The sequence below is a fragment of the Enterobacter sp. ECC-249 genome (genome assembly GCF_043965265.1).
Lineage (GTDB): Bacteria > Pseudomonadota > Gammaproteobacteria > Enterobacterales > Enterobacteriaceae > Enterobacter > Enterobacter quasiroggenkampii.
On the sequence record NZ_CP143660.1, the window covers coordinates 1959202 to 1971959 of the forward strand.

At 60.5% G+C, this 12758-nt stretch carries 10 protein-coding genes; 4 read left to right on the forward strand and 6 right to left on the reverse strand.

Annotated elements, in window-relative coordinates:
• The first annotated feature begins 44 nt into the window (after positions 1-44).
• Positions 45-1118 (forward strand): LacI family DNA-binding transcriptional regulator, encoded by a 1074-nt coding sequence (locus tag V1587_RS09345; RefSeq protein ID WP_371898500.1) that lies wholly within the window; start codon positions 45-47, stop codon positions 1116-1118.
• Here the strand turns inward: V1587_RS09345 and V1587_RS09350 are convergent.
• The 4 genes from V1587_RS09350 to V1587_RS09365 all read right to left on the reverse strand — a co-directional run bounded on the left by V1587_RS09350 (position 1115) and on the right by V1587_RS09365 (position 6866).
• Positions 1115-2371 carry a DUF1479 domain-containing protein gene (locus V1587_RS09350; RefSeq protein ID WP_371898499.1) on the reverse strand — a complete coding sequence of 419 codons (1257 nt, stop codon included), beginning with the start codon at positions 2369-2371 and terminating at the stop codon, positions 1115-1117. The genes V1587_RS09345 and V1587_RS09350 overlap by 4 nt on opposite strands.
• A 149-nt stretch (positions 2372-2520) precedes the next feature.
• Entirely contained in the window at positions 2521-3336 is an 816-nt protein-coding gene (locus V1587_RS09355) for a Cof-type HAD-IIB family hydrolase (protein WP_371898498.1), read from the reverse strand.
• 193 nt (positions 3337-3529) lie between these two features.
• Complete coding sequence (locus V1587_RS09360; RefSeq protein WP_395314571.1) at positions 3530-5962, reverse strand: formate C-acetyltransferase/glycerol dehydratase family glycyl radical enzyme; 2433 nt, start codon at positions 5960-5962, stop codon at positions 3530-3532.
• Between the two features lie 4 nt (positions 5963-5966).
• Entirely contained in the window at positions 5967-6866 is a 900-nt protein-coding gene (locus tag V1587_RS09365) for a glycyl-radical enzyme activating protein (RefSeq protein ID WP_371898496.1), read from the reverse strand.
• 128 nt (positions 6867-6994) lie between these two features.
• Here V1587_RS09365 and fsa point away from each other — a divergent pair, with 128 nt between their 5' ends.
• Complete coding sequence (gene fsa / locus V1587_RS09370) at positions 6995-7657, forward strand: fructose-6-phosphate aldolase (RefSeq protein ID WP_371898495.1); 663 nt, start codon at positions 6995-6997, stop codon at positions 7655-7657.
• Between the two features lie 98 nt (positions 7658-7755).
• Here the strand turns inward: fsa and moeB are convergent, their stop codons facing one another.
• A complete protein-coding gene (gene moeB / locus V1587_RS09375; RefSeq protein ID WP_395314572.1) occupies positions 7756-8508 on the reverse strand; it encodes a molybdopterin-synthase adenylyltransferase MoeB in 753 nt (250 codons plus the stop codon).
• Between the two features lies 1 nt (position 8509).
• Entirely contained in the window at positions 8510-9742 is a 1233-nt protein-coding gene (moeA, locus tag V1587_RS09380; protein ID WP_371898493.1) for a molybdopterin molybdotransferase MoeA, read from the reverse strand.
• Between the two features lie 188 nt (positions 9743-9930).
• On the opposite strand from moeA, the gene iaaA reads away from it, so the two are divergent.
• A complete protein-coding gene (iaaA, locus tag V1587_RS09385) occupies positions 9931-10869 on the forward strand; it encodes a beta-aspartyl-peptidase (protein WP_371898492.1) in 939 nt (312 codons plus the stop codon).
• 11 nt (positions 10870-10880) lie between these two features.
• Positions 10881-12752: a glutathione ABC transporter ATP-binding protein GsiA gene (gene gsiA, locus V1587_RS09390; protein ID WP_371898491.1), complete on the forward strand. Its 1872-nt coding sequence runs from the start codon at positions 10881-10883 to the stop codon at positions 12750-12752.
• Positions 12753-12758: the final 6 nt, after the last annotated feature.

Sequence of the window (12758 nt, forward strand, 5' to 3'; positions counted from 1 at the left end):
GCTATGAAAATTTTTTCATTTCGCAAATGGAGCCAGATCACAAAATGGACAAAAGGCTAAAAATCACCGAAATCGCAGCCCGCACGCAGCTCTCGATCAGCACCGTGTCGCGCGTGCTGGCGGGGAAAGCGAATACCAGTGAAAAGGCGCGCGCAAAGGTGCTGGCGTGCGCGAGGGAGCTGGGGGTGATGGAGGGTATGGCGGCGGGACGGCTGCTGCTCAATAGCCTGGTGGTTTTTGCTCCTCAGCGCGCCTTCGACGAGCGGTCCGACATCTTTTACTACCGCGTGATCCAGAGCGTGAGTAAAGGCCTGGCATCCCACGATGTGCGCCTGCGCTACTGCGCGCTGGAAGAGAACGACAGCGACGCCCAGCTGTTTCTGGCGCGCATGAACGAGTCGGACACGCAGGCCGCCATTCTTCTCGGTATCGACGACCCGCATATCCACGATCTGGCGGTGGACGTGGGAAAACCCTGCATGCTGATTAACTGCCGCGACCGGCACATGCGTCTGCCTGCCGTCGCGCCCGATCACCGCGCCATTGGCGAGCGGGCGGCGGAATATCTGTTCGAGATGGGACACCGCGAGGTTATGAGCGTGCTGTGCCTGCGTCGCTACACGATGGAGCTGCGTCTGTCGGGGATCCGCGACGCGTGGCAATCTCACAACCTGACGTTCAACGACAGGCGCGATCTGCTGGTGGTGCCCAGCTTCAGCGCGCGCGAAACGGAACAGGTGGTCAGCGGCTGGCTCAGCGAAATGCAGGGCAAGGATTTGCCAACCGCGTTCCTGGTCGGCGGCGATTTTATGGCGGCGGGTACCATCAACGCATTACAAAACCACGGATTGCGCGTGCCGCAGGACGTGTCGGTGATGAGCATTGACGGGTTTAACCTGGCGGCGATTCAGGATGTTCCATTAACGGCCGTGCATGTTCCGCGCGACGAGCTGGGAACGGAAGCGGTGCACATGCTCCAGCAGCGGCTGATGCGCCCGGACGCGCCGGTGGGGACGTTACTGCTTAACGGCACGCTGACCGTACGGGAATCGGTACGGCGGATACGTCAGGGGAAACGACGCACCGCCGTTGAGCGGGAAGGGCTGTACGACGGTTAAGCCATGCCCAGCGCGCGCTTGCCGTGGATGTTGAGATCGTTCACGGTAAAGCGGTCCTGCCAGCTCTTTTCATAATCTTCGCGTGGGAAATCACCCGGCGATGCGCCGGTTTCGAGCGCTTCCTTGACCTTTTTGGCGTAGGCGAGGTTCTTCTCGCACATCGGCGCGGCAGGAATGTACATCACGTTGCCCCAGCCCTGCTGATTTTCCACCGGCGCGACGGAGTGGATCACATCGCAGTGCCACCACACGGAATCGCCCGCGTCCAGTGCCGGAATGCTGGTCAGCGCCTCGATCAGCAGCGGGTGCCACTTCTCGGATATCGGCAGCACGCGCCCCGGCGCCACGCCGCACAGCTCGTCTTCCGGCACGTCGTCCAGCAGCGGACGCAGCAGAATGTACGCCATCGCTTCCGGGATCGGCACCACGTGCAGCAAGCCCTGGCCGGGGATCATGTCCGACAGCGCCGTCCAGCCCTGGAAGGTGCGGAACACCGAGCATTTGGTGGTGTTATCGACGGTATACTCTTCCACTTCGGTACGGTGCGCGGCGTTCCACGGATCGTATTTCTCGACGTTGCCGTCAAACACGCGGGCGAAGACCTGCTGATAGGCCGGCAGCAGCCAGCGCTCCAGCGCGCCGGAGTCGGTATGTGCGCCGAGTCCTTTTGAGGTGGTTCCCGGCGGACGGCGGCGAATACGATCCGGATAAATCACGCTCACGTCCGGGTCGAACCACTGCTTGCCGTTGCTCTCGAACGTCCATAAACGGTTCAGGAACGACTGCACCTGTGCCATCTCTTCGCTCTGACGCGCCTGCATTTGCGCCTGCGACCAGTAGATCGGGTAAATCTCCGGACGGGAGGCGGTCAGGGTGCCAAAGAAGTTATCGCCCGGGCCTTTGTACACCTCGTCAAACTTGTTCAGATCGAGGTAGTCGAGCATCGACTGATCCCACGCCAGCGCCTGCTCGCGCGGGAAGTGACCTTTAATCACCGCGCAGCCGCGGCGCTTAACGGCTTCGCGCTGCGCGTCGGTAATCGTGCCGTTTTTCACATCCGCAAACGGGATCGCCGGCCAGACGGATTCACCTTTATTTTTAAGCGCGTTAATTTCCGCCACGCGGGTGGCAATGCTATCGCTGAGCTTGTTGAACACCGCCTGCACGTCTCCGATCTGCGCGCGTAACTCACGTTTCAACTGACGGATTGCCGCTTTGTGATCCGCCGGCAAGGTTTCACTGGTAAAGGTCATAACTGCCTCGCATCTTTCATTCGAAAGTAAAAGTGTCTACAAGTGATACTTTAAGTTAAAATTAAGTTAATGCAAGTTTAAAAACTTGACGTGCGCCACAGGACGGAAAAAGAGTGAGAGGCCGGAGCCAGGCTCCGGCGAGGAGAGGATCAGACGTCGAACGGGGAGTGGTTGTCGAGCACGGCCTGAATCACGTTCAGCGCGCCCTGATGGTTGTTGTCGTCGGTGCTGTAGCGGCTGATTTCTTTGATGCTTTCTGCCGCATTACCCATCGCAAAGGAATATTTCACCAGCTTCAGCATCTCGGCATCGTTGCCGCTGTCGCCAATGGCCACGCACTCCTGCGGGGAGATTTTCCAGCGCTTCAGCAGACGGCTGATGCCGTTCGCTTTGTGCAGCCCGGGGATAATCAAATCCACAAAGCCAAAGCCGCTGGTGACCGGCTTCATGATGCCGTCCAGCGAGACGTGCAGCTTATCCACCAGATTGGGGATATCGCTGTCCGGCAGGTTCAGGGAGAACTTGAACAACACGTCGTCAATGTCGCGGTAATCGCTGATGCGTTTCAGGCGGTGGTAGTGCTTTGACATCAGCGCCACGAACGCGTCCGGGGCTTTATCGCTGACGTACGCGCTCTCCAGCCCGCAGGCCACGAAGTTCAGCCCTTTATCTTTCAGCAGTTCGCCAATGACGATCTGCGATTCATGGAGGGTCAGCTCGCCGTGGAAAATCTGCTCCCCGCGATCGAACACCAGCGCGCCGTTTTCCGCCACGAAGGAGATCCTGTCTTTCAGCTCCGGAAAGAAGGAGATGAGCTGGTAATACTGGTTGCCGCTGGCGACAACGAATTCAATGTCGCGGGCTTTAAGCTGTTCAAACTGTGCCTGGAAGCGGTCACGATCGTACTGCTTGGCATCATCAAGAAAAGTTCCGTCCATATCGGTGACGATAACTTTAACGGTCATACTGTGCTCCTGGGTCACTGCGTTTTGAAACATTCTAATAACAAGGTGACGGGGAGCACAAATTTAATTTCATTCGAAAGTAAAAGCAAAACGGCAACCGAGGTTGCCGTTTTTAGTATTTTCTCCCTCTCCCCGTGGGAGAGGGCCGGGGTGAGGGCATCAGCGTGCGCATTTCCCCTTAGGGGGTACACCGTTACAGCGTATGCTCAGTACGGGCGATAATATCGTCCTGCGCATCCGGCGAAAGGGCGGTAAAGAACGCCGAATAACCCGCGACGCGCACCACCAGATCACGATACTGGTCAGGATGTTTTTTCGCTTCCAGCAGCGTTTCGCGCGAGACGATGTTGTACTGAATATGCCAGCCCTTATGTACCTCGAAGAAGGTGCGCAGCAGCACCATCAGCTTCTGGCGATCGCTGTCGTTTTCCAGCGTTGACGGGTTCAGCTTCTGGTTAAGCAGCACGCCGCCGAGAATCGCTTCCGTCGGCAGTTTACCCACCGAGCCAATCACCGCCGTTGGGCCAAGGTGGTCGGTACCGGAAGCCGGGCTAGCCCCTTCCGCCAGCGGCGTGTGCGCCTTACGTCCGTCCGGCGTTGCCATCGTCGCCGCGCCAAACGGCACGTTCGCGGAGATGGAAGAGGTGCCCGCGTAGTAGTTACCGCCAATCGGGCCGCGGCCGTAGCGCGGGTTGTGGTACTGCTTCAGCTCTTCGATGTAGGTCTGATAGGCACGGGCCAGCAGCATGTCCACGCTGTCATCGTCGTTGCCGTACTTCGGCGCACCGTTGATCAGGCGCTGGCGCAGCTGCTCGTGGGTCAGCCCGTCGAAGTCATCCGCCAGCGCCGCCGCCAGCTGCTGCTGACCGATAGTACCCTGTTCGAACACCAGCTTCTTCACCGCCGCCAGGCTGTTGCCCAGGTTGGCGATGCCAACCTGCAGGCCGGAGACCCAGTCATACTTCGCGCCGCCCTGCTTGATGCTTTTCGCGCGCTCGATGCAGTCGTCCACCAGCGCCGAGCAGAGAATATCGTGGACGTTCTCTTCCAGCATGGTATCTACCACGTACTCAATCTCGATGGATTTGCGGGTGTAGTAGCGGATCTGGGTATCCCACGCCGCCATCACCTCTTCGAAATTGTCGAAGTTACCGGTGGAGAGCGCTTTCTCCTGCGGCAGGAATACCTTGCCGCTGGTGGCATCGCGGCCACCTTCCAGCGCGGCGAGCATCACGCGGGCGAAGTTGATAAAGCTCATGCCGGTGCAGCGATAGCCCCACTTGCCGCCCACCGCGGTTTCGATACAACCAATCGCCGCGTAGTCGTAGGCATCGTCGCGCTCAACGCCGAGCTTGATGAATTCCGGGATCACGATTTCGTCGTTGTTAAAGGCAGGCATCCCGAAGCCGCAGCGGATCACCTGCACGCAGGCGTCGAGGAAGTCGTTGCTCATGCCCGCGTGATAGCGCACGCTCAGGTTCGGCTGGGTGGAGCGCAGACGACCGCAGGATTCCAGAATCGCGTAGGAGAGCGGGTTGACCGCGTCCATCGGCTCACCGTTAACCAGCTTCTGGCCGCCGATGGTGACGTTCTGGTACAGCGGGCTACCGGCGGAAGCCTTCGAGTGCGAGCCGGAGCGGATCTTGTTCACTTCCAGCAGCTTCAGCCAGCAGCTGTGCAGCAGCTCGATGGCGTGCTCGCGGTCGAGGCTCTGGTCCAGCTCCACGTCGCGGCGGTAGAACGGATAAAGATACTGGTCCATACGCGCGAAGGAGACGGAGTGGCCGTTGGACTCAATCTGCAGGATCAGCTGAATGAAGTAGCACAGCTGCAGCGCCTGCCAGAAGGTTTTTGGCGGCTCGTGAGCAATCACGTCGCAGTTTTCAGCCATCGCCAGCAGCTCGTCGCGGCGGCTTTCGCGGGTTTCGGTTGAGGCCATCTGGCGCGCCAGATCGGCGAAGCGTTTGATGTGCAGGCTCACCGCTTCCAGCACGATATCAATCGCCTTCAGGAACTGATCGCCGTGCAGGTCTTCCAGCACCGTCAGGTTGATACGCGAGCGGCGCTCGGCCACTTTCGCACGCATGCCGTCGAGACCTTTCTCCAGCAACAGCGGGAAGTTAACGGCCAGGTGCGCGTCGCCGGAGGTCATGTTGCCTTCGGCTTTGATAATGCCGGTTTCCAGCAGGCCTTTCTGCTCGTCGGTGAACATGCCGTAGCAGCGGTCCTGCACCGTCTGGCCGCGCCACCACGGGCAGATCTCATGCAGCACGCGCTTGTTCTGTTCGCTCACCGCAAAGCCCGCGCCCGGGCGATCCGCCAGGTCATCAATCTCTTTCTCAATCCAGGAGACGGTGTATTCCGGGAAGATCGGCGCGGCGCGCACTTCGCTTGCCTGGTTACCGATAATCAGCTCGTCGTGTTTGATCCAGATGGTGCGTTCAGCCAGGTGATGCGCCAGCGCCAGGGCGCGACGCACCGGGATCGGCTTGTCCATGTGCTGCTGGTACATTTCGGTGTAATGTTGGGCGCGCTCGGTACAGACCGGCGGCTTAACGATATGCACCAGGGCCGTTTTGTGTGCCTTAATACGCTCGCTGAGGGTGTTGAGATTCAGGGTTGTCATAGGTTTATCCTCGTAAGGTCGCGGTTAACCCTTTCTGGCAGGCGTACTGCTGCGCGAAGTCCAGCAGAGCAGGGTTATCCAGCGGTTTGTCAGGGGCAGAGTAGGGTTGGCCGAGCAGGGTGTATTTGTTCATGCCCAGCGTGTGATACGGCAGAAAATGAATATCCTCGACGCCGAGCTCATCGGCGGCGAAGTTGGTAATGGCGGTGATGGAGGCTTCATCTGCGTTAAAGCCCTGGATCAGCGGCACGCGGATGGTGATCTTTTTCCCGGCGGCGGCCAGGCGTTTCAGGTTGTCCAGGATTCGCTTAGCCGAACCGTCCGTCCACTGTTTGAAAACGTCACCGTCGACGTGCTTCAGGTCGGCGAGGAACAGATCGACGTAGGGTAATGACGGCTCGATATAGTGCCACGGTACGTGAAGGCAGGTTTCCACGGCGGTGTGGATCCCCTGTTCGTGGCTGGCTTTAAACAGGGCGTGCGCCAGCTCGGGGTTCATAAACGGCTCGCCGCCGGAGAGGGTGATCCCGCCGCCGCTGCGGTCGTAGAAAGGCTTGTCGCGCACTACGGTTGCCATGATCTCCTTAACCTGCCGTTCTTCGCCGCAGACGGTCAGCGCCTGCGTCGGGCAGCAGTCGGTGAGGGCGTTAAGCGTCTCTTCGCTCAGCTTCTCGCGGTGGATGACCAGGCCATTCAGCGCGCGTTCGATGCAGCCCGGTGCCGCCTTCTGGCAAAGGTCGCAGCCGTCCAGGCACAGACGCGCATCAAACAGCACGTCCCGGCTGCGGGAGCGGCTTTCCGGGTTCTGGCACCAGCGACAGCCCAGCGAGCAGCCTTTCAGGAACACCACGGTTCGAATACCGGGGCCGTCGTGGGTAGAGTAACGCTGAATATTGAAGATCATATTTTTGCCTCTCATCCTGCATACGAAGATTAAATTACTTTCGAATGAAAGTTATCTTGATGCAGGTCAACTCTTGAGCAGGTTTTATCGTGATAGGGTAAGTGCAGGCTAATTTTGAGGGTGACATCATGGAACTTTATCTCGACACATCTGACGTTGCGGCAGTCAAAAAGCTGGCGCGTATCTTCCCGCTGGCGGGCGTGACCACCAACCCAAGCATCGTTGCTGCCGGTAAAACGCCGCTCGAAGAACTGCTGCCCGCGCTGCACGACGCGATGGGCGGTAAAGGCCGTCTGTTCGCTCAGGTGATGGCGACCACCGCCGAAGGGATGGTGGAAGACGCGCGTAAGCTGCGCGCTATCATTAACGATCTGGTGGTGAAAGTGCCGGTGACCGCAGAAGGGCTGGCGGCGATCAAGATGCTGAAAGCAGAAGGGATCCCGACGCTGGGCACGGCAGTATACGGTGCCGCGCAGGGGATGCTGTCCGCGCTGGCGGGGGCGGAGTATGTGGCGCCTTACGTTAACCGCGTGGACGCGCAGGGCGGGGACGGGATCCAGACCGTTATGGAATTACAGCAGCTGCTGACGCTGCATGCCCCGCAGTCAAAAGTGCTGGCCGCGAGCTTTAAAACCCCGCGTCAGGCGCTGGACTGCCTGCTGGCAGGGTGCGAGTCCATCACGCTGCCGCTGGACGTGGCGCAGCAGTTTATTACCTCTCCGGCCGTGGATGCGGCGATCGTGAAATTTGAGCAAGACTGGCTGGGTGCGTTTGGACGGACGTCGATCTGACGCTGTTGCCGGGTGGCGCTGGCGCTTACCCGGCCTACGATTTTCTCCCTCTCCCTGTGGGAGAGGGGCGGGGTGAGGGCATCAGGCCGCAGCAGGGTTTATCCTCCGCAAACCTCACACCCCGGGTTACGCATCAGCTTCATCTCGCGGAACTGGCAGGTCATCGCGTCATACATCACGAGTTTCCCCGCTGCTGGCGTGCCGTAGTGCGCCAGCATTTTGATCGCTTCCATCGCCTCCAGTGAGCCAATCACGCCGACGAGCGGCGCCATCACGCCCGCCTCAACGCAGGTCAGCGCATTCTCGCCGAACAGACGGCTCAGGCAGCGGTAGCAGGGTTCACCCTCGGCGTACGTGAAGACGCTGATTTGCCCCTCCATGCGGATCGCCGCACCGGAGATCAGCGGGGTTTTGTGGGCAAAACAGCCCGCGTTGAGCTGGTTACGGACGGCGACGTTATCGGTGCAGTCCAGCACCAGATCGTGTCGGGCAATCTGCGCGGAGAGCGCGTCGTCATCCAGCATCGCGTCAATCAGGGTGAACTGAACGTTGGGGTTGATGCGCGCCAGCGCCGTGCGGGCAGAGTCCACTTTTGGCAGGCCAACCGTCGCGTCGCTGTGCAGCGTCTGGCGCTGCAGGTTGGACACCGATACGGTATCGAAATCCAGCAGCGTCATGCTTCCCACGCCCGCCGCAGCAAGATACTGCGCGGCGGCGCAGCCCAGACCGCCCAGACCGACGACCAGCACGCTGGCCGCCTTGAGCGCTTCCTGGCCTTCGAAATCAAACCCGCGCAGCACAATCTGGCGGTTGTAGCGCATCATCTCCGGGTCGCTCAGCTCCACCGTCATGTCAGCCTCCGAACAGGTGGTTAAAGTGCTCGACCTCAACCCACTCGCCTGCTTCCACATTGCCGCGCTCGCGCTCAAGCACGATAAAACAGTTGCCCTGGCTGAAGGAGCTGAAAATATGTGAGCCCTGGTGCCCGGTGGTGCTTACTTCGAGCTCGCCGTCCGCGTTGCGCGCCAGAATGCCGCGCTGGAAATCGAGGCGACCCGGCGATTTTTTCAGGCGCGTGGCGGCGCGCACGCGCTGACGTTCAGGCAGCGGGTTTGCCTTGTTGCCGGAAATCTTCGCCAGCAGCGGGATCACCAGCTGGTAGAAGGTGAGTGCAGCCGAGACCGGATTACCCGGCAGGCCGCAGAACCAGCTTTGTGAAAGCTTGCCAAACGCGAACGGTTTGCCCGGCTTGATGGCCAGCTTCCAGAAGGCGATTTCTCCCAGCTCTTCGAGGATGGTTTTGGTGTAATCCGCTTCGCCCACGGAGACGCCGCCGGAGCTGATGACCACGTCGGCAGCGTTATCCGCCTCGATAAACGCGGCGCGCAGTTTTTCCGGATCGTCAGGAATAATGCCGAGGTTAATCACGTCGCAGCCCAGCTGCTCCAGCATCAGGTGTACCGCCAGGCGGTTGGTATCGTAAATCTGGCCGTCCCGCAGCGGCTGGCCCGGAAGCTGCAGCTCGTCGCCGGTGGAGAAAACGGCAACGCGCACTTTACGAATAACGTCGATTTCAGCAACGCCGAGGGACGCCAGCACCGGCAGTTCACCCACCGTCAGCTTCTGTCCGGCGGCAAAGACCGTCGCGCCAAGGGTAATGTCCTCGCCGGTACGGCGAATGTTCTGGCCCGCTTTAACGTTCGCGGTAAAACGCACGCCGTCGTCGGTCTGTTCAGTTTCTTCCTGCATCACCACGGCGTCGCAGCCAGCCGGAACCGGCGCGCCGGTCATGATGCGCACGCAGGTGCCCGCAGGCCATTCACCGCTAAAAGGCTGGCCCGCAAAGGCTTTACCCGCCACCGGCAGGGCGTTACCCGTCTGGAGATCCGCCAGGCGTACCGCGTAACCGTCCATCGCGGAGTTATCAAACCCCGGCACGTTAAGCGGAGAGACGATATCGCGCGCGGCAATACGGCCAAAACAGCGCACGAGGGGCAGCGTCTCAACGTCATGCAGCGGGGAAACTCGGTCAAGCATCTGCGTGAGTGCCGTCTCAAGCGGCATCAGTCCGGCGGTAAAATCCATGGTGGGCTCCTGCGGAGTAACAACGAAAGCGCTCATTATGGCAGAAAAGTGCGGCTAACTGTATGACCCGATGGGTGTACGCTTTACATCACAGTTACGTCTTTCTATATTCAAAAATCATCTGAAGTTTCGTCGACGATAATGATATTTATAGAAAAAGCCGCAAATCAGGCTAACGGGTGATGCGAATGGTTAATGCGGTAATCGCAATTCATGGTGGCGCCGGGGCAATCACCCGAGCACAGCTCAGTCCCGAGCAGGAAAAGCGCTATATCGACGCGCTGTACGCCATCGTGGAAACGGGCCAGAGAATGCTGGAAGCGGGCGAAAGCGCGCTGGACGTGGTCACCGAGGCGGTGCGCCTGCTGGAAGAGTGCCCGTTATTTAATGCGGGGATCGGTTCGGTCTTTACCCGGGATGAAACGCACGAGCTGGATGCCTGCGTGATGGACGGCGTCACCCTGAAAGCGGGGGCCGTGGCAGGCGTTAGCCACCTGCGTAACCCGGTGCTGGCCGCGCGTCTGGTGATGGAAGAGAGCCCGCACGTGCTGCTGACGGGGGCCGGGGCGGAGAGGTTTGCCTTCGAACACGGGATGGAGCCGGTATCGCCTGACCTGTTTTCCACCGAAGCGCGCTATCAGCAGCTGCTGGACGCCCGTTCGGCGGGCACGACGCAGCTTGATCATACTGCGCCGCTGGATGAGCGCAGCAAAATGGGCACGGTCGGCGCGGTGGCGCTGGATAAGGCCGGCAACCTCGCGGCAGCGACGTCAACTGGCGGGATGACCAACAAGCTGCCCGGACGCGTGGGCGACAGCCCGCTGCCGGGCGCGGGTTGCTATGCCAATAACGCGACGGCGGCGGTGTCGTGTACCGGCACCGGGGAAGTGTTTATCCGCGCCCTCGCGGCCTACGACATCACCGCGCTGATGGATTACGGCGGCTTAAGCCTGAACGAGGCCTGCGAGCGCGTGGTGATGGAGAAATTACCTGCCCTGGGCGGCGTTGGCGGGCTCATCGCGGTGGATCGTGAGGGCAACGTGGCCCTGCCGTTCAACAGCGAAGGCATGTACCGCGCCTGGGGCTATGCCGGTGATGAGCCGAGCACGGGCATCTATCGTGAATAAGGGGGCAGCGCGTGCCGCACAGTGAAGAACTGGACAACCGCGAAGTGCTGGCTGTCCATCAGCTCAATATTGCGTTTCAGGAAGAGCGGCAACTCATCCCCGCGGTGCAGAATTTATCGTTTACGCTCAGGCGCGGCGAGACGCTGGCGATTGTTGGCGAATCCGGCTCCGGGAAATCGGTCACCGCGCTGGCGCTGATGCGCCTGCTGGAACAGACGGGCGGGCAAGTCAGCAGCGAGAAAATGCTCCTGCGCCGCCGCAACCGTCAGGTCATTGATTTAAACGAGCTAAGCGGTTCGCAGATGCAGGGCGTGCGCGGGGCGGATATTGCGATGATCTTCCAGGAGCCGATGACCTCCCTGAATCCGGTGTTCCCGGTCGGGGAACAAATCGCCGAGTCCATCCGCCTGCATCAGGGGCTGAGCGGCGATGAGGCGCTCAGGGAAGCCAAACGCATGCTGGAGCTGGTGCGCATTCCGGAGGCGCAGGCCATTCTGGGCCGCTACCCGCATCAGCTTTCCGGCGGCATGCGCCAGCGGGTGATGATCGCCATGGCGCTCTCGTGTCGTCCGGCGGTGCTGATTGCCGATGAGCCGACGACGGCGCTGGACGTGACGATTCAGGCGCAGATCCTGCAGCTCATCAACGTGCTGCAGCAGGAGATGGAGATGGGGGTGATTTTCATCACCCACGATATGGGCGTGGTCGCCGATATCGCCGATCGGGTGCTGGTGATGCACAAGGGCAGCGCGGTGGAAACCGGCCCGGTCGAGCAGATTTTTCACGCGCCCGCGCATCCCTACACCAAAGCGCTGCTGGCGGCGGTCCCGCGTCTTGGGGCGATGAACGGCAGCGATCTGCCGCGTCGTTTTCCGCTGATTTCCCTCGAGGCGTCTGAGCCGCAGGAGGATGAGCGCGAGCAGGACACCGTGGTGCCGGGCAAGCCCATTCTGGAAGTGCGCAATCTGGTTACCCGGTTTCCGCTGCGCAGCGGCGTACTGAACCGCGTGAAGCGTGAAGTGCACGCGGTGGAAAACGTCAGCTTCGATCTCTGGCCGGGTGAAACGCTGGCGCTGGTGGGGGAGTCCGGCTGCGGTAAATCCACCACCGGGCGCGCGTTGCTCCGTCTGGTGGAATCTCAGGAGGGCAGCATTACCTTTAACGGCGAGCGCATTGACGCCCTTCCGGACAGCAGGCTGCAGGCGGTGCGGAGAGATATTCAGTTTATTTTTCAGGACCCGTATGCCTCCCTCGATCCGCGCCATACGGTGGGGTATTCGATCATGGAGCCGCTGCGAGTGCATAACCTGCTTGACGGCGAGGCGGCGCAGCGTCGCGTGGCCTGGCTGCTGGAGCGCGTTGGCCTGAAGGCAGAACACGCCTGGCGTTATCCGCACGAGTTTTCCGGCGGGCAGCGGCAGCGTATCTGCATCGCCCGCGCGCTGGCGCTGAACCCGAAAGTGGTGATTGCGGATGAATCCGTCTCGGCGCTGGATGTCTCTATCCGGGCGCAAATCATCAATCTGTTGCTGGATTTACAGCGGGATATGGGGATCGCCTTCCTGTTTATCTCGCACGACATGGCGGTAGTTGAGCGCATCAGCCATCGCGTGGCGGTGATGTTTATGGGGCAAATCGTGGAAATCGGACCGCGAAGAGCAGTGTTTGAGAATCCACAGCATCCGTACACCCGCAAGCTCATCGCGGCGGTCCCGGTCGCCGACCCGGCGCATCGTCACGGCCAGCGCGTGCTGCTGCAGGATGAAATGCCGAGCAATATTCGTAAACGCGGCGAGGCCGTAGAGCGCGTGGCGTTGCGTGAGGTCGGGCCGGGTCATTTCGTGGCTCCCCCGCGTCAGGACAATGCTTTTTCGCGGTTATAACTTTCA

Excerpts from the sequence above, each read along its gene's own strand:
- V1587_RS09345 (WP_371898500.1), top strand. The coding sequence starts at position 45 with ATGGACAAAAGGCTAAAAATCACCGAAATCGCAGCCCGCACGCAGCTC.
- V1587_RS09350 (WP_371898499.1), bottom strand. The coding sequence starts at position 2,371 with ATGACCTTTACCAGTGAAACCTTGCCGGCGGATCACAAAGCGGCAATC.
- V1587_RS09355 (WP_371898498.1), bottom strand. The coding sequence starts at position 3,336 with ATGACCGTTAAAGTTATCGTCACCGATATGGACGGAACTTTTCTTGAT.
- V1587_RS09360 (WP_395314571.1), bottom strand. The coding sequence starts at position 5,962 with ATGACAACCCTGAATCTCAACACCCTCAGCGAGCGTATTAAGGCACAC.
- V1587_RS09365 (WP_371898496.1), bottom strand. The coding sequence starts at position 6,866 with ATGATCTTCAATATTCAGCGTTACTCTACCCACGACGGCCCCGGTATT.
- fsa (WP_371898495.1), top strand. The coding sequence starts at position 6,995 with ATGGAACTTTATCTCGACACATCTGACGTTGCGGCAGTCAAAAAGCTG.
- moeB (WP_395314572.1), bottom strand. The coding sequence starts at position 8,508 with ATGACGGTGGAGCTGAGCGACCCGGAGATGATGCGCTACAACCGCCAG.
- moeA (WP_371898493.1), bottom strand. The coding sequence starts at position 9,742 with ATGGATTTTACCGCCGGACTGATGCCGCTTGAGACGGCACTCACGCAG.
- iaaA (WP_371898492.1), top strand. The coding sequence starts at position 9,931 with ATGGTTAATGCGGTAATCGCAATTCATGGTGGCGCCGGGGCAATCACC.